Below are 25444 nucleotides of genomic sequence, written 5' to 3'. Positions count from 1 at the left end.
ACCACTTATGCAAGCGCTTCAATCTGCAAGTTTCACTCACTTACTCACAAAAATATAGCTACAACAGTTTCCGTAATGGCACTCTGTATTTCTATTCATCGCGTATCATAGGTATTGCCTTCTAAACATGTAATGCTGCCTTTATGAAAGATAATAGGTCAAGGAAATAAGGCTATTTTGTAGCAAAATTGATTTTTTTTTCAAACAGTAGAAATAGCTTTTGGATATATACAATAAAATTTATTTTATTAACATACCTATAATGTTGCTATTATGTAATGTAAATAAAAAGTACTTCATGTATCATTATGGTACGTTATTATGTATTTATCAATGATACTATATTTATATTAGTATATATATTTTTTATTTTATTAAATATACTTTTTTAAATTAAAAAAAATTATAAGATAATTTTTATATTATAATAAATTATTATTTAATAAAGTTAAAATTAATTAAAATAAATAATAAATATTTAAAATAAAACTATTAATTTATATATAATATTTTTATTATTTATATTTTATCTGTAAAAGAAATAACTTTATGCTATATAAGTTTTTATATTTATGATAATATTTTGCATCATACATGCTGTTTTATATAATAATACTATATTATAACAGGTAAGAAATTAGCTCTTCTTATTGAATATTATGACTAAAAAGGGGTGTTTATTTGATTTTTTTGTGTTTTTGCGATTTTATAGAATAATTGAATTGACAAAAAAGATTTTTGTACAATATGAAACCTACGTGCATGCGATCTCTGTATTATGAGTATATATGCCGTATCTCGATTTTAAATTACTCAATTTTAAATTAAAGGAAACAAGAATGGAACATCGCCCAGTCTTAGAGACTGAAAGCAATTTAGTTATTACATTGGTTGCTGATATTGTTGCTGCCTACGTGAGTAATAATTCTATCCGACCGACTGAAGTGCCAAGTTTAATTGCTGATGTTCATGCCGCTTTTCGTAAAGCGGGGAATGTAGAATTAACAGAAGTCGAAGTTGAAAAGCAAAGGCCAGCCGTTAACCCAAAACGTTCAATCTTTCCGGATTATCTCATTTGCCTTGAAGATGGGAAAAAGTTTAAATCTTTAAAGCGTCATCTCATGACACATTATGGAATGTTGCCAGAAGAATATCGTGAAAAATGGCAGTTGGACAGTTCTTATCCTATGGTGGCACCTAATTATGCAAAAGCACGCTCAGCTTTGGCAAAAGAAATGGGACTTGGCCGCAAAAGCAAACGGAAGAAAAACAAGTAATTGCAATTTTGCAAAAAAGTAGATACCTCTGACACATAAATGTGTTTTTGGCAGGCGTGTTTTCTGTAGAGGTTTTTTATAGTTTTTGCTATGGGATTTCAGTTTTATACGTAGCTTTCGTTACGAATCCGTTCAATCATTGATTTGAGACCATTTGATCGTTGTGGTGTAAGATTTTCATTTAAACCAAGTGTTTCAAAGAGTCCTTCAGCATCAGCATTACGAATTTCAGAGGCTTTTTTACCTGAATAGAAGGCAAGAAGAATGTAGATAAGCCCGCGCACAATGTGGGCATCGGAATCACCTTGAAATGTTAATGTTGGATTTTCTGAATTATTACGTGAGGCTAGAAGCCATACTTGGCTAACACAGCCAGACACTTTGTGAGCATCGTTTCGAGCGCTTTCAGGAAAAGGTGGTAATTCGCGACCAAGTTCAATCACATAACGATAACGATCTTCCCAACTATCCAAAAATGAAAAATTTTCTATAATATTATCGATCGTTTCTGCCATAAATTCAATCCTGTCTTTTTTTGATGATCATGTTAAACGCAATTGGTTGATAGATAAGTACTTATTCTTCTTAGCATAACCCCAATGATGAACGTTAAAAAATTCATTTCAGGATAATACTATATGTTTCTATTTCTGTGTGGGTTCTTGTGTTTCCACTTTGGGAGTAACACTTGAAGAAGCTACTGTATTCTTCTCTTCCAATATACGTCCTAAATATTCGTAAGCTGCTTTTGCGCCATGATATGCACGTTCACCAAGTGAATTTAAAAAGGACTTTCCAACTTTGCAAGCTTCTATATTACGATCACAGAATGTTCCTAAATCATTTAAAGTTTCCTTAAAAGCAATAATTACATCGCTCATTGTTGCCTCGCTATTTCTTTGGGAAGAGAAATGATTACTGCTCGGCTTTGCTAAAAACAATGAAATGATAATAAAAATAAAAAACAAAAATAGTGACGATTTAATCAAAAAACGTATCATAGGCAACCAATGTACTGCAGTTGTAAATGAAACAAAAGTGGCATTCTATACTCTTCTTCTTTATAAAAAATTTATAAAATTAGTATGTTATGAAATTGAACATCTGTTTAGCAAATTTACATGCTGCATGATGGAGCTGTACAAAAATGAGATACATTATTTTTCGATTATAAAATTAGCGTTAAAATTACACAGTAAAAAATAAGAGTGTTGAAGATACGTAATCTTACACTCTCATTACATATAATGAGCGAAAATCTATTAAAAAAGAAAAAACTATAGGTAATAACCATGGTAATGCGCGAAGATTAGAATATTGTACAATAAAATAGTATAATTTTACATTTTAAAAGAAATTACAGTTGTAAAACTATAATGATTAAGTAGCTAGCTTATTCTATTGCAAATATTAAAAAAATCACTTCTGTTAACATTTATAAAATTTATTTAATATTAGTAGGGGATATTTATACTAAAATATATAAGATATTGGGAAATATTATGCTTAGTACACCACATTGTACAGAAGTTTTATCCTCTTTATATGTAAAATATTGAAATAAATACACCCTACTCTCAACTGTACAGCGTGATGAGCGAATGTGTTGCAATTTGATTTCAAATACCACCAAATATGTGTGCGAAAAGAATGAGGAAATGACGTAGCACTTTCCGTTTAAATGATGATATGTGGTGGTGTGACTTATTAAGTGCAAAAGGTTATCACATAGTTGGCAGCTCTTTTTATACATACTAAAAATGCTATAGAATATAAAACTAAGAAAGCTGCATGAGAGCTATTGTTCATTTATCAGCTTATATGTGTATATGACAAACTTATTTATTTAACAATTTGTAAGGAGAGAGCGATAATATGGATGCGTCTCCCTTTCACTGGAAGTGAGAATCATTTCTATTCATTTCTCTGTAGTAAACAATTGCAATTGGAATAAAAAATAAAAATAATGGCAAAAAAACCAAAGACACGCAGAACAAAAACCGTGAAAAAACGTAAACAATATAGTAGCCTTGTTGTAACGTTTTTTCTTTTGAGTGGTCGTTTTCTTTTTTGGATAGCAAAAACGCTTTATTTTTATACGCGCAAAAATACTTTATTTTTTGCGGGAGCTTTTTTGTTTATAATTAGTTTTGGATTTGTTTCATTTAATGCCTTATTTTTACAAATGATAATACATAAGGATATCTTTACTAGAATGAAATTCACATTTGCCCCAGATATAGAGCAAAATTCTCCTTTGTTCGAAAAAAAAGCAAAACTTCACGCAGTTTCTCGTGTTACTTCCATACCTTTTTCAAACCATCTACATAAAAACTCATCATCGCATTCTCCATCAGAAAGCACACTAAAGATGCAAAAGAAACTCGCAAAACTAGGACTTTACGATGGCCCTTTAGATGGAATAGAGGGACCTAAAATGCGTCAGGCCATAGTGCTATGGAAACAACAAGCTACTCAAGAGATACAAAACGATATTTTACCTAACCCCACGACCGATAAAATTGCGGTATTAATTAAGCAGAGTGAAATGGAAATGGCAAATGAGACAACAAAGACAAAAGATATATCGCGCTCAAAAAAAACTATTTTAAAACCTCTTGCTACAGATATTACACAAGTACAAAAAGCTTTACGCACTTTTGGCAATCAGGAAGTCATTGTCTCAGGCGTAGAAGACCAAAAGACAAGAGAGGCCTTAAAACAGTTTCAAAAAATATTTGACCTTCCTATAACAGGTAAAATTGATCACGCAGTTTTGATGAAAATGTATGAAGTTGGCTTGTTGAATTAAGAGCAAACCTCTATCTCACAAAGCAAACAATGAAAATATGGCGGTAACGTACTATTCTGTCTTATGCTTTTTTTATCAACACATAAAAGGCATATTTTCTTCTCTTTCATGCATACAACTCACTGCATATCCTAAAAACTTCTTTTTCCTTTTTACGAAAAAATGAGGAGTACATACAATTTACTCTGTGCACCACAATCAATATATTGACTTATAAAGATAACGCATCATTTTGGCAATTTGGAAGGAAATACCTTATATAGAAATTCCCTTATCTCTCCTTATCATAAACCAAAATAAACATCGCTTACATACAACAAGAGAAGTGAATATGTGAATAAAAATATTTAGGAAGGGAATAAATATACCTCTTATGCATCCACACAACGAAAAGACCTCTATATCTTTTTTACTATTGCAGCTTGGGCTGCTGCTAAGCGGGCAATTGGCACTCGAAAAGGAGAACATGAAACATAGTCCAGACCATTTTCTTCGCACAAATTAATAGAATCAGGATCCCCTCCGTGTTCACCACAAATTCCTAATTTAATTTTTGCACGCTTTGAGCGTCCATGCCGTGCAGCAATGGCAATAAGCTCTCCTACTCCATCACGGTCAATAGATACGAAAGGATCTTGTTCCAAAAGTCCTTTTTGAAAATACGTTGCTAAAAAGGGAGCGGCATCATCCCGTGAAATACCAAAAGTAGTTTGCGTCAGATCATTTGTTCCAAACGAAAAAAATTCTGCAGTTTCTGCAATTTCATCCGCTCGAAGAGCCGCTCTTGGAAGCTCAATCATAGTCCCAACCATGTACTGAACAGTGCTTCCCTTTTCCTTCATCACCTCACAAGCAACCTGATCAATATGTGCTTTTACAAAATCTAGCTCAGATTTAAGTGCAACAAGTGGTACCATAATTTCAAGCATAACAGGGGACCCAGATTTTTGAGCAGCTTCTGCTGCTGCTTCAAAAATTGCTCGCGCTTGCATTTCGACAATTTCAGGATAAGTAATAGCCAAACGGCATCCTCTTAACCCAAGCATAGGATTAAATTCGTGCAACTGCTGCGCACGTTCAGCAAGCACTTCAGCAGAAACTCCCATAACCTTTGCAACATCAAGAATTTCTGCATCGGTTTTTGGTAGAAATTCATGGAGTGGAGGATCTAACAAGCGGATAGTAACAGGCAAACCAGACATAATTTTAAATAATTCAGCAAAGTCTGAGCGCTGCATTGGCAAAAGCTTATCCAGTGCTTTACGACGCCCGCTTTCATCATTACTTAAAATCATTTCACGCATGGCGACAATACGATCCCCAGAAAAAAACATGTGCTCAGTACGGCACAGACCAATACCTTCAGCCCCAAAGGAACGCCCCATATGTGCATCAGACGGTGTCTCAGCATTGGTGCGAACTTTGAGACGCCGCATCTCATCAGCCCACTCCATCAATTTTGCAAAATCTCCGCAAAGCTCAGGTTGCAACATCGCAACCTTTCCTTTAAAAATTTCTCCACTACCACCATCAACTGTTATGACATCACCTTTTTTAAAGCTTTGTCCTGAAACAAACATCGTGTTTGTGTTATAATCAATCCGTACACTCCCTGCACCAGAAATACACGGTTTTCCCATACCACGCGCTACAACAGCAGCATGGCTTGTCATGCCACCGCGCGTCGTTAAAATTCCTTCTGCTGCGTGCATACCATGAATATCTTCTGGACTTGTCTCTATGCGTACCAAAATCACTTTGCGCCCTTCTGTTGCTGCTGTTTCTGCCTCTTCCGAAGTAAAAACAATTTCACCAGTTGCCGCCCCCGGAGAAGCAGGTAAACCACGGGCAATAATAAAACGAGCTGCCTTGGGATCAAGTGTGGGATGGAGAAGTTGGTCTAACGATTTTGCATCAATGCGCATTACCGCCTCTTCTCGGCTTATCAACCCCTCCTCAACCATTTCAATAGCCATTTTTAGAGCCGCACGTGCCGTTCGTTTTCCAGAACGAGTCTGCAACATCCACAATTTACCCTTTTCAATTGTAAATTCGAGATCTTGCATATCACGATAATGCTGTTCGAGCTTCTGTGCGATCCGACACAATCTCAAAAAAGCCTCCGGCATAATTTTTTCCAAGGATGGTTTATTTGAACCTGCAACAATACGCGCATTTTCTGTGATATTTTGGGGAGTTCGAATGCCTGCCACAACGTCTTCACCTTGCGCATTCACTAAAAACTCGCCATAAAGTTCTTTCTCACCTGTCGATGGATTGCGGGTAAAAGCAACGCCCGTTGCTGAATCCTCACCCATATTGCCAAACACCATCGCTTGTACATTCACTGCTGTTCCCCAATTTTCAGGAATATCATGTAAACGACGATAAGTGACTGCGCGTGCTGTCATCCAACTTGAAAAAACCGCTCCAATTGCTCCCCACAATTGTTGTTCAGGATCTTGTGGAAAAGGTTTCCCTAACTTTTCTTCAACGTATGCTTTATAAGAAATAATAACATCTTTCCAATCAGCCGCTGTCATTTCTGTATCGATAGTATAACCATTGCGTACTTTTGCATCATCAAGAATTTTTTCAAAATACGAATGATCTAATCCCAGAACCACATTAGAGTACATTTGAATAAAACGACGATAACTGTCATAAGCAAAGCGCTCATTATTGGCTTGTAAAGCAATTGCTTTTACAGTCTCATCATTCATACCAAGGTTAAGTACTGTATCCATCATCCCTGGCATAGAAGCTCTAGCACCTGAACGAACAGAAAGTAAAAGTGGCCTTTTTTCATTACCAAATTCACGCCCTGTTTGTTCACAAACTCGTTTTAGTGCTTGCTTAACAACTCCCCGTAATTCATCTGGATATGATTTGTCATGTGCATAATAAAAATTACAAACTTCTGTTGTAAGAGTAAAGCCGGGAGGTACAGGCAAGCCAAGATTACTCATCTCCGCCAAATTAGCTCCCTTGCCACCGAGAAGATTTCGCTTATCCGCACTTCCTTCTGCACTACCATCCCCAAAACTATAAACCCACTTTGTCACAGCACAAGCCCTCTCTATCAGCATCAAGATATCATTTGATCTCTAAGTTCACCATCACAAGTAATGCTTCGCTTCATAATTGGTCAAACTAAAGAAAATATTGCTTCATAAATGCACAAAACCAATCTTCCCAATAGGGAAATAACCACAAATATTAATACACATCTTCTGTAAGGAAAATTTACTTTTTGAGAAAACTATCAATCACCGAAAAGAAGGATTCTACTGACATCACACCTTCATACTTATTACCATTAATAAAGAATGTAGGTGTTGCTGTAACACCAAGCTCTTTGCCACGCTCAAAGGATGCATTTACTTCATCTAAAAGGGTTTGATTTTTCAAGCAAGCAGTAAAACTTTCATCTGTAAAACCCGCCATCAAGCCAATTTTCTTCAACGGTGTTAGAGCATCTTGTCCCCAAACCCACCCATGCTGTTTTTGAAACAAAATTTCTATCAAAGGAAAATAGCGATCTTTTGGTGCACATCGCGCCAACATAAAACCTGCTGTTGCCCTAGGATCAAAGGCATATTCTCGGAAAATAAGTTTTACTTTTCCTGTTTTGATATACTTTTTACGAATTTGGGGAAGTATATCATTATAAAAATACGCACAATGAATACAAGTCAACGAAGCATACTCGACAATTGTTACCGGTGCATTCACCTCTCCCTCAAACCGATCCTCCACTTTTCCCGATTGAAGGACCTCTGCCATATCAACAGTTGAAACTGGTTTAGTTCCACTAGCATCAACAACAGTTGAACTGATCTGTACAGTTACCACTAAGAGAAAAATAATCGCGAACGCCAAAAAAGAACGACACTTTATCATAAATAATACTTTTCTGTTGTTATTAAACGAATAAAAATTCAACACCTTCTTATATACTAAAGGAGAATATATAAAATATCTTACTATTTATTATTTTTTTCTGCAAAAATGCAACAGCCAAGTTCATAAAGTGATTGGCGTAAATTCTTACTTTTAACTTCCTCAAGCATTTTTTTTATACGTTTTTTATCTTTTTCATTCGGAACAGGTATCATCGGCAAGTGATTTTTTGGATCAGATATACATCTTTGCTCAATCTTGATACGATCAACAGCAATATACCCAAAAAAAACATTAATCCTATGGAGTAATTCATCTGTTCCGTGCATCAATTTCAAGGCAGTAAACCCTTCACATGCTACAATAAGCGTTGCAGGTTGGAACACTTCATCTTGAGCCGAACGATGCTTCCAAATAATTTTAATCGGCATTGTATGCTCACCGATATCATAACCTGCAATCTGTGACCAATGCTCTATCAGTGCGACATTAAGCCCTGTCCGTTTACGTAAAACTGGATCAAGCATTTTGGATACCGTCTCAGAAAGAGAATAAAAATGGCGCTTTTTAAATTGTTTGCTCATTTTCTAGATCATCATTCACTTATTTGCTAAATTATGGCAATTTATTTTATTAAAAAACTATTCCTCAAACCTGACTAAATACCAACAAAACCTAATTCTCATATAACTAAAGTTTTGGTAATAAAAAATAAAAATAAAATATGAATTTTAAAACAAATGTTTTTTCTTTTGCATTTTATATCATCATATGATTGAAAAAAAACATGCATGAAATTTCTTCGCGCCTCCTTTCCTGGTACGATCAGAAGCACAGACTTTTACCATGGCGGATCACCCCTGAAGAACAAATACAAGGCATTCGCCCTGATCCTTACCGCATTTGGCTTTCTGAAATCATGCTTCAACAAACAACTGTCGAAGCTGTAAAACCTTATTTTCAAAAATTTCTGAAACTTTGGCCTGATCTCTCTTCTTTAGCAAAAGCCTCACAAGATGATATCATGAAAGCATGGGCTGGACTTGGTTATTATTCCCGTGCACGTAATCTTAAAAATTGTGCTAGACAACTTGTGGAAAATTACGGAGGACAATTTCCACAGTCTGTAAAAGCATTGCGAACTCTCTCGGGTATTGGAGACTATACTGCTGCAGCTATCGCCGTAATTGCTTTTAACCATCCTGTAGCAGTTGTTGATAGCAACGTGGAACGCGTTGTGACCCGCTTATTTGCTATCGCTTTAGCATTGCCAAAAGCAAAAACTGAAATCAAAGAAAAAACACAAAAAATTACCGCTTTAAATCGTCCTGGTGATTTTGCTCAAGCAATGATGGATCTGGGAGCAACCATTTGTACACCACGCAAACCATCTTGTTACCTCTGCCCTCTTCAAAGTTCGTGCAAAGCAGAAAAGATGCAAATGACAGAGGCTTTTCCAGTCAAAGCCCCTAAAAAAGAACGCCCTTCAAAAAGTGGTGTTGCCTTTGTTGTTCTTAATGAAAATAAACAAATTTATTTAGAAAAACGACAGGGGAAAAAGCTTCTCGGGGGAATGACCCAAATTCCTAACAACATTGGAATAAACAACGAAGAAAGTCTCCAGAACGCACCCTTTATCGCCAACTGGCAATTTAAAGGACAGATTACGCATGTCTTTACTCACTTCTCCCTAAAACTCGACGTTTACTATACTAACAGTGTTCATAAAATGAATCGTGAAAACGGCTGGTGGTGCGATATCCACAATCTTGCTGAAGAAGCACTACCTACTGTTATGAAAAAGGCTATTTCTGTAGCGATTCCCAATTCTTTTAGATCTCAATAACCCTCATCAATGGGTTTCTTAGTTTAATACGCAATATTTCATGTTTTGTTTTTCACAAAGCGTGCTAGTTTATAATGATCCTTTATTGTTTGCAAATTAAAAATGAGAGCCTCAAATACAATGACAATTTCTCATTTCCGCTCCTTTTATGATGAATCATCATAAAAACATTCACTTGCACATCACAAGCGGAATTTGTATGCAGACAAAAATGTTAAAAATAAAATAAGTGTCCCTCTTTATTAATCTCCGAGTACAAAAATGCAGCATTGAAAGCTGATCTATATGATTATGCTATCAATTTAGCACTTCACAAAACACCGGTTTTTAACATCTGTGAACGTATTATCATTCTTAAATTATCTATGGATTTCAACTGTCCTTTTTCTTCATAATACCAAAAAGTCCAACCGTTACAGCTTTGTGAATCTTGGGCTTTTCGCCCCATTGCATGAATAGAACCAGCTTCACCACCGTGCATGATCGTACCATCAGCCCTTACAATAGCAGATACTTGCTTCTTGCAATCGTAAAGAATCTCTCCTGGATAAAGTAAACCCGCTTCAAGTAAACTGTTGAATGCTACACGCGGTTCTGCTTTTTTCTTATCCAAAATTGCCAATTCTGGTTTGTCTAAAGGTTTAACCGCAGCAATCCTCTCACATGCCGCATCAATGTAGTGTTGCTCGCGTTCAATACCTACAAAATCACGCCTTAAAAGTTTAGCAACAGCACCTGTCGTTCCCGAACCAAAAAACGGATCAAGAATGACATCACCAGGCTTACTAGAAGCCATAATAATACGAGCTAATAGCGCTTGTGGTTTTTGTGTTGGATGCAATTTACACCCTGCTTCATCTTTTAAACGTTCAGCACCAGTACAGAGAGGAAAAAGCCAATCTGAACGCATTTGTAAATCTTCATTCGCAGCTTTTAAGGCATCATAATTAAATGTGTACTTTTTATCCTTTTGATCTCGGACAGCCCAAATAAGTGTCTCATGAGCATTTTGAAAGCGACGCCCCCGAAAATTAGGCATAGGATTATTTTTGCGCCAAATGATATCATTAAGTACCCAAAAACCTAAATCTTGTAATGCCGTACCAACCCGAAAAATATTATGGTAGGATCCAATAACCCAAAGCGTCCCGTTTGGTTTTAACACACGACGACAAGCAAGCAACCATGCACGCGTGAAAGCATCATAAGCAGCAAAACTTTCAAACTGATCCCATTCATCATCAACCGCATCAACAAGCGAATGATCTGGACGATATAAAGCACCATCTAATTGCAAATTATAAGGAGGATCGGCAAAAATCACATCAACTGAATGTTTTGGAAGTTTTTCCAACACTGCAACACAATCTCCTTTGAAAATTTTATTGCGCCATGATATCCGTGAAAGAGTGTGAACGAAATCTTTTTGAAGCTGAATAACTGTCATGAAAAACCCAACGAAATGAACTGAATTTGCCCTATAATCAATCAAAATGGTTTATAGGCCCGCATTACCAATCCATATTTACAAAATAGAGTAAATGTATCGTTAAAATCCTAAAATTTGACAGGTATTTTTGCTATTTCAGGAAAAATAAAGAAATTTCATCCGATAAATCCTTATTTTCTTCCCTTTAACGTACTGTTCTCGTATCTTTTATTTCGTCAGATGAATAGGAATCACTTTTAAAGCATATTTTTATGAAATAAAATCATCTCTGTGACATTTCTATAAACGTTTTCAATCTAGTAAATAATATATAAAGGAATATCTCATGCATCAGATAGATCTCATTATTTTTGATTGTGATGGAGTTTTAGTAGACTCTGAATATCTCGCGGCAAAAATTGGATCTCAATTACTTAAACAAACAGGATATGAAATATCACCTGAAGAATTAAGTGAACGTTATGCGGGGCTGATTTTTCGCGATATTCTTAGACAAGTTGAACAAGAAACAGAAAAGCCAGTTTCTGCTCATCTCATAGATCAAATGTCAAATCTTTTTCGCGCGCAAATAACAACGGATTTACGTGCTCTTGATGGTATAAGAGAAGCAATAGAAATCATTCAAACTCGCTATCCCTACTGTATCTGCTCTAATGCAAAAAGCATAGATATAAAAGAGATGCTCTCTGCCGTTAATCTTTATGATCTTTTTGATGATAAATATAAAATATTTTCTGCCCCTGAAGTTGGCACAAAAAAAACTAAACCAGCCCCTGATGTTTTTCTTTTTGCTGCACAACAATTACGTGCAGAGCCAACAAACACCATTGTTATAGAGGATTCAATTCATGGCGTACATGCTGCGTCTGCAGCGGGCATGCGCGTCATCGGCTTTACTGGAGGATCACATAGTTATCTTGGACATTCTCATGCACTTGCAGAAGCTGGCGCTGAAACGGTTATCGCCAAGCATACCCATTTGCTAGAAGTTTTAGAGGCAATGGCAGTATGGTGCGATTTATCGTAAAATTTGTTATGAAGCACGATATACCTTTTGATCCTAACGATACCAATACATACAATAATCAGATGACGATTCAATACTGTATCGTAGAATATATGCCCCAATAATGATCAATATTATGAAAAAAATTATTAATGAACTTAGTGTTTGATCTGGTGAGAAACAGCCCATTATCATTTTCATGTTTCTTATGTGATAAAGATTGAATAATAAAAGATGCATTCGTAATTTTATCCTATAAAAATAAAGTATATATTATAAAAGATTTATAATTACATTTATTTTAAAAAGTGATGTAATCTCAAATAACAAAACACATTATCTATTTTAATGATCAGATAATATAAAAATGATACATCATGTATTTATTGTGTAATATAATAAAATTATTATGGTTAATATTTTTTAATAATACTTTTCTATCGATGTAACATATTATATACAGTAAAATATTTCAAAAACATATTTCACACGTGCATTATAAATATCCATAATCTTTCCTTATGCATCATATCTTTCTCACAATTTTCATAAATACTACTATAATATTGAAACATATTTTTAAAAATTACAATTGTACATCATTATGTATTTTTATTATTGACTAAAAATACATAATGGCATATAGTGTTTAAAAGTAGGTTATTTTTTGTCACAATTTTTATAATAGTATTTTATTCACTTATTTAAGTAAAAAATATTTGAGGTGGAAGTTATGGTAAAAATTTTTAAAAATTATGCATTAAGTATTCTTATAGCATATGCTTTTTTTCTTTCACAAATTGTGAGTGTTAATGCAAATCATTTAAAAAACGGCCATCAAAAAGAGGTTATTGCTGGTTTCTTGATGGAACAAGTGGGAAATGCGTCATCTCAAGCAGTTACTATGGTTACTTTTTATGCTCCAATTTTAGGTTATGAAGTGAAAAACGGAGATACTGTTGAAGGAAAAATTGAAAAGATAGTTGAACCCATCACGGTAGGAACAGGAATTCTGATTGCCGGACATGTGGTAAGCTTCATAAGCGCGGTAATAGGATGGATAAAGGACATATTATTGATGATCAAACAACATCGTTCCGTATAGGACTTTGATAAATAGTCTCATTATGTTATTCAATGCATTATGTATGTAAATACATAATGGACAATTATCCCATCGCCGTAGATAGTAAACATAGGTAATACATTCTAGTCACTGAGGTCATGTATTACACTGATGCATTCATCCATTAATGTTAAAAGTAAAAAGTATTTGAGGTGAAATTATGACAAGAGTATTTAAAAATTACGTATTGAATATTTTTATAGTGATCGTCTTTTTTCTTTCACAAGTTATGAGTATTAACGCAAATCATTTAAGAAATAGCCATAAAAAAGAAGAGGTTGCTGGTTTCTTAATGAAACAAGCGGGAAATACGATATCTAAAGCAGTTACTATGACCGCTCTCCATGATTCAACTTTTGGTTATGAAGTGGAAAATGGAATCCCCACTGAAGGAAAAATCGAAAAGGTGGTTGAGCCCGTTACGCTAAGCCTTTTTGGTGTTGGGGTATTGACTGGATATGCAGCAAGTGCGGCAGGCATGCTATTAGGGTGGATAATAGGAAAAATAGTGGAAGCTGTCAAATTTGCCGCCTAAATACTGGAAGCCTATGAAAATAAAATCTTTCAGCATAAAAGGTCAAAAATATAATCGCATTATGTGTTCAAATTGATTTTTGATAATAAAAAACACAACAAACCACCCTATCGTAAATTAAGAGAATCGTGAACGCTTCTGTGCATTATCTCTTTCAAAGCATTCACTATCCCATCAATACGTTTGCTTATTCATGTTAACAGTAAAGAATATTTGAGGTAAAATTATGATTAAATTGCTTAAAAATTATGTGTTAAGTATTTTTGTGGCGGTTGCTTTTTTTCTTTCACAAATTGTAAATGTTAATGCAAATCATTTGAGGAGTAGTCCTCAACGAGGAGATGTTTCTGTCTTCGTAATGGGACAAGAAAAGAAAAAAGAAATCAGTACAGCTGCCTTTTATGTTCCAAGTTTAAATTATAGAGCAGAAAGTCAAACTGACTTTGAAGGAAAAATTGAAAGGGTATTTGAGCCCATTACATTAGGTTTTTTTACTACATTAGGAGCTTTAGGTTTTGGCGCCTTAACTGGATCTGTTATGGCCGTTGTGACCGCAGTAATTGGATGGGCAATAGGCAAAATTAAAGTCAAATAATCCAAAGTTATTCGGTTACTTTTTTCTGTTTAAAAAGTAACACTTAAAATGCAGTCTGCCTCAAACAATTGGGCAGACTGTTTTTTGTGCTTTCTATGGATAACCTTGCTCATCACCAGTAATACTGTGTAGCACAAATATAATACCTATTAGCATGAAAACTGATAATTTAGACTAGACAAAGATTACTTAAGATACATAATTTATGCACAAAATGCCACGCAATTATCTCATAAATCATTCAACATGAGTCATAATATGCCATTTCGGAGACATTAATTGTCATATGGATTTTTGATTCTACAAAGTAAGAACAAAAAAACAACTATGAAAGATTGAGTTTTTGCAAGAAATATCTTCGATAAATACTATCTTGTATATTGATCTCAATATTCAGGAAAATGCATAAGTTGACACGAATTATAAAATAAGCGAGTAAATAACAGAAAAAATCCTCTCAACTATGAAAAATTTTCATTAATACTCAATGTGTTATATATAAAAAATCAAAAAGAACTAATAGCATTTATTTTCATTATTCATAAGAATAAGCAAACAAACTTCTATTCATTTAGTAATTTAAATACTATGAAAAACATGAAATAAATAACTTCACCAACTTGCCGGAAATAAACGAAGGAAAAGATTTATGAAATATATCAGTACGAGAGGTGAAGCTCCTGCTCTAGGCTTCACTGAAACTATTATGACGGGGTTGGCTAGTGATGGTGGACTTTATCTTCCAGAAAAATTTCCCCAATTATCATTCGACGCACTGAGAGCACTCCGCGGTCAATCCTATACGACGATCGCTAAAACCATTCTTTGGCCCTTTGTAAATAACGAGATCGAATATACCTCTTTTGAAAATATGATTGCTGAATCTTATGCTTCCTTTCATCATCCAGCAATCTGTCCGTTACTGCAAACTGGAGCGAATGAATTTATCCTTGAGCTTTTTTACGGCCCTACTTTAGCATTTAAAGATGTCGCAATGCAGTTCCTTTCTAGACTGATGGATCATATTCTGACTAAAAAAAATAAGCACGCAACGATTATTGCTGCTACATCAGGTGATACCGGTGGTGCTGCAATACAAGCCTTTGCAGGAAGAGAACACTCAGATGTTTTTATTTTATTTCCTAAAGGACGCGTATCACCCGTTCAACAGCGACAAATGACCACCAATCAAAGCACAAATATTCATACCATCGCCATTGAAGGGAATTTTGATGATTGCCAAGCACTCGTCAAAGCAATGTTTAACGACCATAATTTCCGTCAAAAAAAAGCGCTTTCGGGAGTTAATTCTATAAATTGGGCGCGTATCATGGCGCAAATTGTTTACTATTTCTCATCTGCACTTTCCTTAGGCGCTCCTGATAGATCTATTTCATTTACTGTTCCTACTGGAAATTTCGGTGATATTTTTGCAGGCTATGTTGCTGCCCGTATGGGATTGCCCATTGCACAACTGGTAATTGCAACGAATGACAATGATATCCTTGCACGCACATTGGCTAGCGGCATTTACGAAACAAAACCTATAACCAAGACAACATCACCTTCTATGGATATTCAAATCTCTTCTAATTTTGAACGCTTGTTGTTTGAAAGTGGCGATCGTGATTCAATGTGGATTCGCAATGCGATGAAAAACTTGAAAAAATCAGGGTATTTTAATCTTAACGAAAAACAGCTCAAGAATATTCGCTCTCTATTTTCTGCCGGAAAGAGTAACGTAGATGAAACAGCACAAACAATTGAGAGTGTTTATAAGGAAAGTGGCTATCTCGCTGATCCACATACAGCTGTTGCACTTAAAGTAGCGCGCGAAAACAAGCAGCCACACATTCCAATGATCGTTCTTGCCACCGCTCATCCTGCAAAATTTTCTGATGCTATCAAAAGTGCCTGTGGACTTAATGCCCCATGGCCCTCTTGTCTCAATGATTTAATGGAACGAGAAGAACATTTTATAGGTCTTGCTAATGATGAAAAAATAGTAAAAGATTATATTTCTTTAAAATCGCGTGCATCTTATTAAATTTAGCTGCGTTAATTCAAATCAGGAGTATTCCAATGCCCTTAAATGAAGTATTTGGCTTGTTTAATGGAGTCGTAAACACATGGGTGTAGATATCAGTCGCCTTAGTAATGGTTTGACGATCGCCACGCGTGCGATGCAACACATTGACAGTGTAGCACTCGGAATATGGGTTAAAGTTGGCTCACGCAATGAAACTTTCGCACAACATGGTATTGCCCATCTTCTTGAACATATGGCTTTCAAAGGAACAGAAAACCGTACAGCCTTTCAAATTGCAACCGATGTTGAAGATGTTGGTGGTGAAATCAATGCCACAACCAGTACTGAAACAACTGCCTATTTTGCGCGTGTACTTAAAAGCGATATCCCACTTGCTATTGACATTCTAGCCGATATTTTGATGCATTCACAATTTGACGAAGATGAATTAGAACGAGAAAAACAAGTAATTCTTCAGGAAATTGGTGCTGCCCATGATGTTCCTGATGATATTGTTTTTGATCACTTTACTGAAACAGCCTTTCGTCATCAGTCGCTTGGTCGCTCTATTTTAGGAACGCCAAAAACAATTCAATCATTTACATCTGCTGACCTTCATAATTTTATGAATAAACAATACAGTGCAGACCGTATGATCGTGGTTGCAGCAGGAGCTGTACAGCACGAAAAATTCCTGCAAGAGGTTGAAAGCCGTCTTAGCACTTTTCGCTCCCATTCAACAGCACCCCTCACCAACCTTGCAAATTATGTCGGCGGCGATTTTCGTGAATATCGTGATTTAATGGATACACAAGTTGTTCTTGGTTTTGAAGGGCGTGCTTATCATGCACGTGACTTTTATGCTGCCCAAATTCTTTCAATTATTCTTGGCGGAGGCATGTCATCGCGCCTCTTCCAAGAAGTGAGAGAGAAACGTGGATTATGCTATTCTGTTTATGCTTTTCATTGGGGATTTTCAGATACTGGGCTCTTTGGAGTCCATGCCGCCACTGGACAAAAAGGACTAAAAGAACTGCTTCCCGTGATTCTTGATGAGCTTTCGAAGACAAGCAAAAATATTCATGCCAATGAACTTAAACGAGCACAAGCGCAATATCGCGCTAACCTTACAATGTCGCAGGAAAATCCATCGAGTCAAGCACATCTCATTGCTCGTCAAATGCTTCTTTACGGTCGACCAATTCCAATATCTGAAACAATTGAACGTTTAGATCTCATTACTCCTGCAAGATTAACTGACTTAGCTCATCGTCTTTTTATCAATTCCATTCCAACATTAGCTGCTGTCGGACCTGTTGGATCCCTTATGAATTTTGATGATTTAACATCAATTCTTTCATACAAAATAAAGTAATATTAAACAAGGTTTTCCCAAAATGCTTTCGTACATATTGGAGATATAAAAATTGCTTTTAAAAGCAGTAGCATAATAACATGCACAAGTTTTATGCTAAAATTTACCACAAACATTCTTCTCACTAAATAAGTTTGGGAAATATTTATCAAAGAGGTGTACAAAACTACCCAATTCCTCCTTCATGTGATAAAGTGGCTTATGAGCGAAAGTATCTCTATGAAATCTGAAAACTCATGGTTTAATTTTGCCCTACAAAAATATAAAAATCTATCAGCTTCAAGCTTTACTAAAGTAAATGAGGGATTGATCTATTTTTGTATAATCTTACAACTTTTTAAAAGAAAATAATAACCGCTTGTTATGTAGAACAATTTATAAAAGGTGGATATTTTTTCTCGAAAATCTAATTAAAATTAAACATCCTAAAATACTGAGAGTGGGACATTGTGAAGAATTTGCGTAAAATCATTGACATCATTTTCATTGTAATCGTCAGTTCTTTTATCCACCTTACGTCAGCACAGGCAATTGAGCCAGTTAAAATTTCTTCTCATGATGCAGCTCTTGACCTTTCAAAAGCGATCGAAATTTACCATACAAACAACTCTATCTTTCAAACAAGTACAGCACCAGGACCAGATGGTATTGTATGGCGCATTGAAGTGCAGGCAAAAAGTGAAAAATTTTCTGGAAACTGGGCAGTATTTTCTCTTGCAAATCCAACAGATGAACAAATCGACCGTCTTATCGTTGCTCCGCATTATCGTATGGCTCATTCAGGATTTCTTTGGCCAGATCTCGGATCAGCACGAATTCAATCCATTACTCCAAGTGAAGGCTTTTCTCTCGATCGTCAAGCTAGTGCAAACTCTGATATCTTTCGTATTACACTGAACCCTGGTGCTGTTGTTACGTTTGTTGCTGAACTTAACTCTGCAAATCTACCGAAAATCTATTTATGGCAGCCTGAAGCCTATAAGGATGCAATCAATTCTTATACACTTTATCATGGTATTCTTCTTGGTATATCAGGTCTTTTAGCACTTTTGTTAACCGTTCTTTTTGTCGTTCGTGGAACAGGACTCTTTCCTGCAACAGCTGCTATCGCTTGGGCAGTACTCTTTTATATCGGCATCGACTTTAACTTTTTAAATAAATTTTTTGCAGTGACATTGACAACACAACCGATCTGGCGTGCTAGTACAGAAGTAGCACTTGCCGCTACACTCTTCATTTTCCTTTTTACCTATCTATGCCTTAACCGTTGGCACTATCACTTTAGTTATGGTGCAATCGTATGGACCATTGCTCTTTGTGGTCTTGGAGCATTTGCTATTTATGATCCAACAAGAGCAGCTGGCATCGCCCGTCTGTCATTTGGACTTACTGCCGTGCTTGGTATAATTTTGATCGGCTATTTTTCGATCCGAAGCTATGACCGTGCAATCATGCTTATCCCAACATGGTTGCTCATTAGCTTCTGGTGTATTGGAGCTTATGCCTGCATAGCAGGATATTTAAACAATGATATTATCCAGCCAGCATTAGCAGGGGGATTAGTGCTTATTGTGCTCCTCATCAGTTTTACTGTCATGCAACAAACTTTTTCCAGTGATGCTTTCCACGAAGGAATATTTTCCGACCTTGAACAACAAGTGCTTGCAGCAAAGGGAGCTGGAAATATTATTTGGGACTGGAATATTGAGCGTGACCGCATTGTTGTACACCCAAATATGGCAACCCTTTTTGGTATTGAAACCGACAAACTCAATGGTCCTATGCGCAACTGGATTTCAGCCTTGCATCACGATGATCGTGAACGCTTTCAAGCCATATTGGACATTATTCTTAAAAATAAGAAAGGGCGTATTGATCAAGTTTTTCGGTTATCTTCTGGTGGTGGTTATTATCATTGGTTCTCCCTTCGTGCACGACCAGCTATGCAAAAAGATGGAAAAATTACGCGTGTCATTGGAACCATTGTCAATATTACTAACCACAAAAAAGCTGAAGAACGTTTGTTGCATGATGCTATTCACGACAGCTTAACAGGACTTCCTAACCAACAAATTTTCTTTGACAGACTACAAAACTATACTTCTTTGGCTAAAGCAAATATAAAAATTAGACCAACTGTCTTTATGATTGACTTTGACAATTTCCGTCAAATTAATCGCAAATTAGGCATAGCTGTTGGTGATACTGTACTGCTCATCATAGCACGCCGTTTAAGCCGCCTTATTAACTTTCAAGATACCTTATCACGTCTTTCCGCAGATCGTTTTGCAATCATTTTACTCAGCGAAACTGAACCACAGAAAATTGCACAATTTGCAGATAATCTGCACAAAACAATCTCAGCACCCATTTCACTTACAGAAAAAAAAATAACGCTTTCAACATCAATTGGACTAGTTACATGGAGTGAAAGTAGGTCGACTGCTAAAGATATTTTAAATGATAGCGAACTAGCAATGATCCGCGCAAAACAAATGGGTGGCAATCATATTGAACCTTTTCGCCCCAATTTTCGTACTTTCAGCATTGAGCATAACACTATGGGGAAGGATATTCATTACGCCATAAAACGTAATGAAATAAAAATCCTTTATCATCCTATCCTTAATTTATCAGACGGGCACATTATTGGTTTTGAAACAATTGTAGAATGGCATCATCCAAGTTATGGAAATTTAAATGTCTCTGATTTTATCAAAATCGTAGAAAATGAACAAATCGTTATGGATTTATCCCAATTTATCATCGATAATGCTGTTATTGATCTTACAAATGTACAAGAAAAATTCTCCCAACAATCTTTCTTTATTTCAATTAATTTACCAAGCTCGGAAATGGTTCATCCTCGTTTCATCAGTCAATTGCGCTCCGCTTTACTTCGCTACCCGCTCAACAAGGGGGGGTTGATGATCGAAATATCCGAGTTTGTCTTAAGAAAAAATCCTGAACAATCAGCACACTTTCTTGAACAAATTAAAGTACTCGGAATGAATCTTGCACTCGATAATTTTGGAACAGGTTATTCATCACTTGCTTATCTCGTGCGTTATCCATTCGATATGGTTAAATTGGATCGTTCGTTTATTTCTATCGACTCCCTCAAGAAAAAACTTGTTCTCAAGTCCATTATTAATATGGCAACTGATCTTAATTTGCAAATCATCGCAGAGGGCGTTGAAAATGAAAAAGAAGCAATCTTCCTACGTCAAGAAGGCTGTAAATATGTTCAAAGCACACTTGTGACTAAGCCAATTACTCTCGAAGAATTAATTACTCTCGTTCAAAATCATTTCCCTTATACAGCCAAAACATAATGGGTAGGCAGCACATAATGAGATGCGACATTGTATAAAATCAAAAAATTCGACAAAGAGTGAAATTCTACGCGTGCCCCATTTCAGAAACGAGATAGGTCGGGTTGATCCCCATGCGGATCAAACTTTCATCATATTTACGACTTAGATTGCTTTCAAAAAGAAAACTGGGCGACGTAGAGCTAATTAACCAACCATTCGTAGAAATTTCTGCTTCGAGTTGTCCGGCTTTCCATCCAGCATAACCTAATGCTATCAATGCATGTTGTGGACCTTGTTCACAACTGATCGCTTTTAATATATCAATCGTTGCTGTAAAACAGATTTTATCTGCAATAGAAACAGTTTCTTCACAAGCATAATCATCAGAATGCAACACGAAACCCCGTGAAGGGTCTACAGGCCCACCATAGCGTACTGGAAACTTTCTTATTGGTTCAGAAAGGCATTTTTTTTGACCGCTGTTTATGACTCCAAGATGAAGCAAAAGCTCTGGAAAATCAATATGGTGCAATTGATTGAGAATAATCCCCATGGCACCAGCATCAGAATGCGCACAGACATAAATAACAGAACGCATAAAACGTTTGTCATTCATCCCTGGCATTGCTATGAGCAACTGCCCCCCCAAAAAGCCATTACATTGCTTCATCAATCTGTTATTCTCCATAATTTACATGATAAAATTCACTTTAGCTAGTACAACAGGAAAACAAAGCTCCAATGAAAAAAATTCAAACATTTACAAGTTTACAGAATAGCGCAGTTTCCCTTTATAAAAAACTTTTAGTTACTTTAAGCTTAACATTCATAATTTTAGAATTATTTGACATTTCTGTCAGTGCTCAAACAGAACAAAATACATACCTTTTTGCAACATCCTGGTATGAATCAGATGGTGGCCGTGTCAGATTAGCTATTACTGAACCTTCTCTTTCTGAAACAAGAGATGGTATTATTGAAATTATTCTAAAACCAGGATGGAAAACCTATTGGCGTAATCCAGGTAATTCAGGCATGGCACCATTTTTTAACTTCAATCAACAGGTTTCTTATGAAATATTTTATCCCACACCACAGCTTTATGAAACAGCAAATGACTGGTCATTAGGCTATGAAGATAAGGTGGTATTACCTTTCAGTCTTTCCGGTTCAAGTAAAAATTTAAGCGGTACCTTAACTCTTGGATTATGTAATAAAATCTGTCTTCCGTTTACTGTTAATTTTGATTTTTCATCACTTGCTCTCAAAAATAAACGTCTTCCTGCTTTCTTATTAAAAAATGCCCAAGCTTCTCTGCCCGATACAACGAATCATGAATTTAAAATAAGTGCTGAAAAAGATACAAACAGCCTTTTCATAAAAATACAAAATAGCAATAAAATAATACCTTCTTCTCTCTTTTTAGATGGAGGAGAAATGCAAATTGGACTAGCAAAAAAAGTAAGTGAAAACGCAGAGTACACACTCTTTTGCGCTCCACTCTATTTCATACCAGATGAAACAAAACACTCAATCTTTTATACAGTTTCTTTTAAAAATCATGCTTTGAGTGGTACATTTACACTCTATACACAACCAACCCTTCTTACTGCTCCATGATAAAAGAGAAAGGATTGCAAAAAGACTATTTCTCAAAACATCCGTTTTCACGATATTCAATAATTGCTTTCCGGGCAAGTGCATCTGCGCGCTCGTTATCTGGATGTCCAGCATGCCCTTTTACCCAATGCCATCTGACGGTATGATGACAACAGGCTCCTTCAAGAGCCTGCCATAACTCTCTATTTTTCACGGGACTTTTTGACGCAGTACGCCAATTATTTTTCTTCCAAGCTTCAAGCCACATAGAGATACCGTTGTGTACATAAACTGAGTCCGTATAAATATCGACAACACAGGGATTTTTTAGTGCTTTCAACGCATGAATCGCTGCCATCAACTCCATTTGATTGTTGGTCGTGTGCACTTTTCCACCATAAAGTTCACGTTCATAACCATTCCAGCGTAAAATTGCTCCCCACCCTCCAACTCCAGGATTTCCTGAACAAGCACCATCTGTATAAATTTCAACGACCTTTTGCTTATCTAACATAAAATTCAAAAACCTAACTCACTCAGTGAACCTACATTACTGAAAAAACAAAGCTTATGCCAGTATTCCCGTGGATCTTTCTTAACGACAAAGCTCTCTGGCGGTGTATTAAACCAATCATAAAGACGCGTGAGTAAAAAACGTAAAGAAGCACCACGCGCCAATAAAATAATAGCCTTCATTTCTAAAGGTATCAATGGTCTTATTTTTTGATAATTTTCTAATAACCTACGTGCTTTGATAAGACTATAGGAATGGTCCGGTTCAAAACACCAAGCATTCAAGCAGATAGCTAAATCATAAGCCAAAAAATCATTACAAGCAAAATAGAAATCTATAATACCAGAAAGACGATGGTTTAAAAAAAACACGTTATCATTAAATAAATCAGCGTGAATAATACCTATTGGTAAATTTGATGGCCAATTTTCTTGTAAAAAAGACAACTCCATATCAATTTTTTGCTCAAACTCTTTTAACAATTTATCTTTGCTCGTTTGACACTTTTCCCACAATAATTTCCAATCCATAATAGAAAGAGTATTTTTACGGCTAAGTGAAAAACTCTGTCCTGCTAAATGCAATTGCGCTAAACCAGTTCCTACCTCGCCACAATGACATATATTGGGTCGACGAACCCACATTCCTTCCAGAAAAGTAATAATAGCAGCAGGGCGTCCTGCTAATTCACCAATCATTGTTCCATCATTTTGTACAACTGGTTGAGGGCAAGGAATTCCACGCTGCCTTAAGTGTTGCATAAGACTACAAAAAAAAGGCAAATCATCTTTTGAAATACGTTTTTCATAAAGTGTTAGAACAAATCTCCCTTCTGTCGTATACAGCATGAAATTAGAATTCTCGATCCCCTCCTCGATACCTTGATAGGACAAAAGTGAACCTATCGAATAACGTGCCAAAAATATCCTCAAATCATTAGGATGAATATTTGTATAAACTGCCATTACTTTTCTTTCGTTATAGGCATGTATGTATCCTAATTTTCATTTTTCAGCGTCTCAGCTCGACCATTAACAAAAGCTGTATCTTGAGGAGTTAAAGTGACATCACGTAGTTCGCGACTCACCAAAAATGTTTCCGTTTCCACTACAGTTTCAGCTAATTCTATTGTAACATCATAGCGCTCACGAAAAGCTGAAATGATTTCATCAACAATAATTTCAGGAGCAGAAGCTCCCGCTGAAAGGCTTACAACGGAAAGAGCTCCTAAATGATCAAAATCAATTTCATCAGCACGCTGAACTAAAACAGCCCGCTGTGCACCAAACCTTTCAGCAACCTCTACCAGACGTCGCGAATTAGAGGAATTCGGTGCTCCAACAATCAAAAATAAATCGCTCCCCTTTGCTGCTGCCTTAACAGCATCTTGTCGATTCGTGGTAGCATAACAAATTGATTCAGAAGATGGAGCTTCTAATGTAGGGAAACGTCGTTGTAACACATCGAGAATCCCTGCTGTATCTTCAACAGAAAGCGTTGTTTGCGTTACAAATCCTAATTTATCTGGATTATTTGGTTTATAGTGTAAAGCATCTTCAATCGTTTCAATTAATGTCACAGCCCCTTTTTCAAGCTGTCCCATTGTTCCTATCACCTCAGGATGACCAGAATGGCCAATCAATATAACATGACGGCCATGACGTTGATGCCGTATCGCCTGTTTATGAACTTTAGAAACCAAAGGACATGTCGCATCTAGGTAGAATAAATTATAGCGACGCGCCTCTTCTGGGACAGATTTTGGCACACCATGGGCAGAAAATACAACTGGCTGACCGCGGTGTTCTTCTGGAATTTCATCAAGTTCTTCAACAAAAATAGCTCCACGCTGCTGTAATCCCTCAACCACATAGCGGTTATGCACAATTTCATGACGAACATACACTGGAGCACCATATTTTTTTAATGCAAGAAGGACAATCTGAATAGCACGATCAACCCCTGCACAAAATCCACGCGGACCACAAAGACGCATTGTTAAAGGAGGAAGTACAGTCATCAATCATCCTTAATAATATCTATAATTTTTACCACAGTTT

21 protein-coding genes are annotated in these 25444 nt (G+C 36.1%); 11 read left to right on the top strand and 10 right to left on the bottom strand.

Annotation, left to right across the window (positions count from 1 at the left end):
• Nucleotides 1–839 precede the first annotated feature (839 nt).
• Nucleotides 840–1277 (top strand): MucR family transcriptional regulator, encoded by a 438-nt coding sequence (locus V4P57_RS01915; protein ID WP_006925549.1) that lies wholly within the window; start codon nt 840–842, stop codon nt 1275–1277.
• A gap of 104 nt (nt 1278–1381) precedes the next feature.
• Here the strand turns inward: V4P57_RS01915 and V4P57_RS01910 are convergent, their stop codons facing one another.
• The gene (locus V4P57_RS01910) at nt 1382–1792 is read right to left on the bottom strand and encodes a SufE family protein (protein ID WP_455466521.1); all 411 of its coding nucleotides are present in this window, start codon (nt 1790–1792) and stop codon (nt 1382–1384) included.
• A gap of 129 nt (nt 1793–1921) precedes the next feature.
• Complete coding sequence (locus V4P57_RS01905; RefSeq protein ID WP_455466520.1) at nt 1922–2278, bottom strand: DUF5330 domain-containing protein; 357 nt, start codon at nt 2276–2278, stop codon at nt 1922–1924.
• 965 nt (nt 2279–3243) lie between these two features.
• Here V4P57_RS01905 and V4P57_RS01900 point away from each other — a divergent pair.
• Nucleotides 3244–4089, top strand: a complete 846-nt coding sequence (locus tag V4P57_RS01900; protein ID WP_455466519.1) for a peptidoglycan-binding domain-containing protein — start codon at nt 3244–3246, stop codon at nt 4087–4089.
• Between the two features lie 398 nt (nt 4090–4487).
• Here V4P57_RS01900 and ppdK read toward each other — a convergent pair whose 3' ends face one another.
• The 3 genes from ppdK to V4P57_RS01885 form a co-directional block, all read right to left on the bottom strand.
• Nucleotides 4488–7154 carry a pyruvate, phosphate dikinase gene (gene ppdK, locus V4P57_RS01895; protein WP_455466517.1) on the bottom strand — a complete coding sequence of 889 codons (2667 nt, stop codon included), beginning with the start codon at nt 7152–7154 and terminating at the stop codon, nt 4488–4490.
• Between the two features lie 181 nt (nt 7155–7335).
• Entirely contained in the window at nt 7336–7992 is a 657-nt protein-coding gene (locus V4P57_RS01890) for a DsbA family protein (protein WP_455466516.1), read from the bottom strand.
• 83 nt (nt 7993–8075) lie between these two features.
• Entirely contained in the window at nt 8076–8576 is a 501-nt protein-coding gene (locus tag V4P57_RS01885) for a DUF721 domain-containing protein (RefSeq protein WP_455466515.1), read from the bottom strand.
• Between the two features lie 203 nt (nt 8577–8779).
• On the opposite strand from V4P57_RS01885, the gene mutY reads away from it, so the two are divergent.
• Nucleotides 8780–9838, top strand: coding sequence for an A/G-specific adenine glycosylase (mutY, locus tag V4P57_RS01880; protein WP_455466514.1), 1059 nt, complete (start codon nt 8780–8782; stop codon nt 9836–9838).
• 310 nt (nt 9839–10148) lie between these two features.
• Here mutY and V4P57_RS01875 read toward each other — a convergent pair whose 3' ends face one another.
• On the bottom strand, nt 10149–11285 hold the full coding sequence (locus V4P57_RS01875) for a DNA methyltransferase (RefSeq protein WP_455466513.1): 1137 nt from the start codon (nt 11283–11285) through the stop codon (nt 10149–10151).
• Nucleotides 11286–11613: 328 nt separating this feature from the next.
• Between V4P57_RS01875 and V4P57_RS01870 the strand changes: the two genes are divergently transcribed.
• The 7 genes from V4P57_RS01870 (at nt 11614) to V4P57_RS01840 (ending at nt 21289) form a co-directional block, all read left to right on the top strand.
• The gene (locus V4P57_RS01870) at nt 11614–12315 is read left to right on the top strand and encodes an HAD family hydrolase (RefSeq protein ID WP_455466512.1); all 702 of its coding nucleotides are present in this window, start codon (nt 11614–11616) and stop codon (nt 12313–12315) included.
• Nucleotides 12316–13027: 712 nt separating this feature from the next.
• Complete coding sequence (locus tag V4P57_RS01865; protein WP_455466511.1) at nt 13028–13399, top strand: hypothetical protein; 372 nt, start codon at nt 13028–13030, stop codon at nt 13397–13399.
• 181 nt (nt 13400–13580) lie between these two features.
• Nucleotides 13581–13955, top strand: a complete 375-nt coding sequence (locus V4P57_RS01860) for a hypothetical protein (RefSeq protein WP_455466510.1) — start codon at nt 13581–13583, stop codon at nt 13953–13955.
• Between the two features lie 226 nt (nt 13956–14181).
• Entirely contained in the window at nt 14182–14550 is a 369-nt protein-coding gene (locus V4P57_RS01855) for a hypothetical protein (RefSeq protein WP_455466509.1), read from the top strand.
• A 649-nt stretch (nt 14551–15199) separates the two neighbouring features.
• Nucleotides 15200–16597: a threonine synthase gene (thrC, locus tag V4P57_RS01850; RefSeq protein WP_455466507.1), complete on the top strand. Its 1398-nt coding sequence runs from the start codon at nt 15200–15202 to the stop codon at nt 16595–16597.
• An 82-nt stretch (nt 16598–16679) separates the two neighbouring features.
• A complete protein-coding gene (locus V4P57_RS01845) occupies nt 16680–17954 on the top strand; it encodes a M16 family metallopeptidase (protein WP_455466506.1) in 1275 nt (424 codons plus the stop codon).
• A 449-nt stretch (nt 17955–18403) separates the two neighbouring features.
• Complete coding sequence (locus V4P57_RS01840) at nt 18404–21289, top strand: EAL domain-containing protein (protein ID WP_455466505.1); 2886 nt, start codon at nt 18404–18406, stop codon at nt 21287–21289.
• Between the two features lie 67 nt (nt 21290–21356).
• Here the strand turns inward: V4P57_RS01840 and V4P57_RS01835 are convergent, their stop codons facing one another.
• Nucleotides 21357–21941, bottom strand: coding sequence for a YqgE/AlgH family protein (locus V4P57_RS01835; protein ID WP_455466504.1), 585 nt, complete (start codon nt 21939–21941; stop codon nt 21357–21359).
• A gap of 71 nt (nt 21942–22012) precedes the next feature.
• Here V4P57_RS01835 and V4P57_RS01830 point away from each other — a divergent pair, with 71 nt between their 5' ends.
• Nucleotides 22013–22891 (top strand): protein-disulfide reductase DsbD domain-containing protein, encoded by an 879-nt coding sequence (locus tag V4P57_RS01830; protein WP_455466503.1) that lies wholly within the window; start codon nt 22013–22015, stop codon nt 22889–22891.
• A gap of 25 nt (nt 22892–22916) precedes the next feature.
• Here V4P57_RS01830 and rnhA read toward each other — a convergent pair whose 3' ends face one another.
• Genes rnhA through ispH form a run of 3 tightly spaced genes read right to left on the bottom strand, consistent with a single transcriptional unit; the run spans nt 22917 to nt 25404 of the window.
• Nucleotides 22917–23384: a ribonuclease HI gene (gene rnhA, locus V4P57_RS01825; protein ID WP_455466502.1), complete on the bottom strand. Its 468-nt coding sequence runs from the start codon at nt 23382–23384 to the stop codon at nt 22917–22919.
• A gap of 5 nt (nt 23385–23389) precedes the next feature.
• Nucleotides 23390–24349: a homoserine kinase gene (locus V4P57_RS01820; RefSeq protein WP_455466501.1), complete on the bottom strand. Its 960-nt coding sequence runs from the start codon at nt 24347–24349 to the stop codon at nt 23390–23392.
• A 32-nt stretch (nt 24350–24381) separates the two neighbouring features.
• Nucleotides 24382–25404 (bottom strand): 4-hydroxy-3-methylbut-2-enyl diphosphate reductase, encoded by a 1023-nt coding sequence (ispH, locus tag V4P57_RS01815; protein ID WP_455466500.1) that lies wholly within the window; start codon nt 25402–25404, stop codon nt 24382–24384.
• Nucleotides 25405–25444 lie beyond the last annotated feature (40 nt).

The sequence above is a fragment of the Bartonella sp. B39 genome (genome assembly GCF_053795145.1).
Note: the sequence above shows the minus strand (reverse complement) of the source record. Positions and strands in the feature narration are given on the sequence as shown.

Bases quoted from the DNA above. Each gene is read 5' to 3' on its own strand.
- V4P57_RS01915 (WP_006925549.1), top strand. From the start codon at position 840: ATGGAACATCGCCCAGTCTTAGAGACTGAAAGCAATTTAGTTATTACA.
- V4P57_RS01910 (WP_455466521.1), bottom strand. From the start codon at position 1,792: ATGGCAGAAACGATCGATAATATTATAGAAAATTTTTCATTTTTGGAT.
- V4P57_RS01905 (WP_455466520.1), bottom strand. From the start codon at position 2,278: ATGATACGTTTTTTGATTAAATCGTCACTATTTTTGTTTTTTATTTTT.
- V4P57_RS01900 (WP_455466519.1), top strand. From the start codon at position 3,244: ATGGCAAAAAAACCAAAGACACGCAGAACAAAAACCGTGAAAAAACGT.
- V4P57_RS01890 (WP_455466516.1), bottom strand. From the start codon at position 7,992: ATGATAAAGTGTCGTTCTTTTTTGGCGTTCGCGATTATTTTTCTCTTA.
- V4P57_RS01885 (WP_455466515.1), bottom strand. From the start codon at position 8,576: ATGAGCAAACAATTTAAAAAGCGCCATTTTTATTCTCTTTCTGAGACG.
- mutY (WP_455466514.1), top strand. From the start codon at position 8,780: ATGCATGAAATTTCTTCGCGCCTCCTTTCCTGGTACGATCAGAAGCAC.
- V4P57_RS01875 (WP_455466513.1), bottom strand. From the start codon at position 11,285: ATGACAGTTATTCAGCTTCAAAAAGATTTCGTTCACACTCTTTCACGG.
- V4P57_RS01870 (WP_455466512.1), top strand. From the start codon at position 11,614: ATGCATCAGATAGATCTCATTATTTTTGATTGTGATGGAGTTTTAGTA.
- V4P57_RS01865 (WP_455466511.1), top strand. From the start codon at position 13,028: ATGGTAAAAATTTTTAAAAATTATGCATTAAGTATTCTTATAGCATAT.
- V4P57_RS01860 (WP_455466510.1), top strand. From the start codon at position 13,581: ATGACAAGAGTATTTAAAAATTACGTATTGAATATTTTTATAGTGATC.
- V4P57_RS01855 (WP_455466509.1), top strand. From the start codon at position 14,182: ATGATTAAATTGCTTAAAAATTATGTGTTAAGTATTTTTGTGGCGGTT.
- thrC (WP_455466507.1), top strand. From the start codon at position 15,200: ATGAAATATATCAGTACGAGAGGTGAAGCTCCTGCTCTAGGCTTCACT.
- V4P57_RS01845 (WP_455466506.1), top strand. From the start codon at position 16,680: ATGGGTGTAGATATCAGTCGCCTTAGTAATGGTTTGACGATCGCCACG.
- V4P57_RS01835 (WP_455466504.1), bottom strand. From the start codon at position 21,941: ATGAAGCAATGTAATGGCTTTTTGGGGGGGCAGTTGCTCATAGCAATG.
- V4P57_RS01830 (WP_455466503.1), top strand. From the start codon at position 22,013: ATGAAAAAAATTCAAACATTTACAAGTTTACAGAATAGCGCAGTTTCC.
- rnhA (WP_455466502.1), bottom strand. From the start codon at position 23,384: ATGTTAGATAAGCAAAAGGTCGTTGAAATTTATACAGATGGTGCTTGT.
- V4P57_RS01820 (WP_455466501.1), bottom strand. From the start codon at position 24,349: ATGGCAGTTTATACAAATATTCATCCTAATGATTTGAGGATATTTTTG.
- ispH (WP_455466500.1), bottom strand. From the start codon at position 25,404: ATGACTGTACTTCCTCCTTTAACAATGCGTCTTTGTGGTCCGCGTGGA.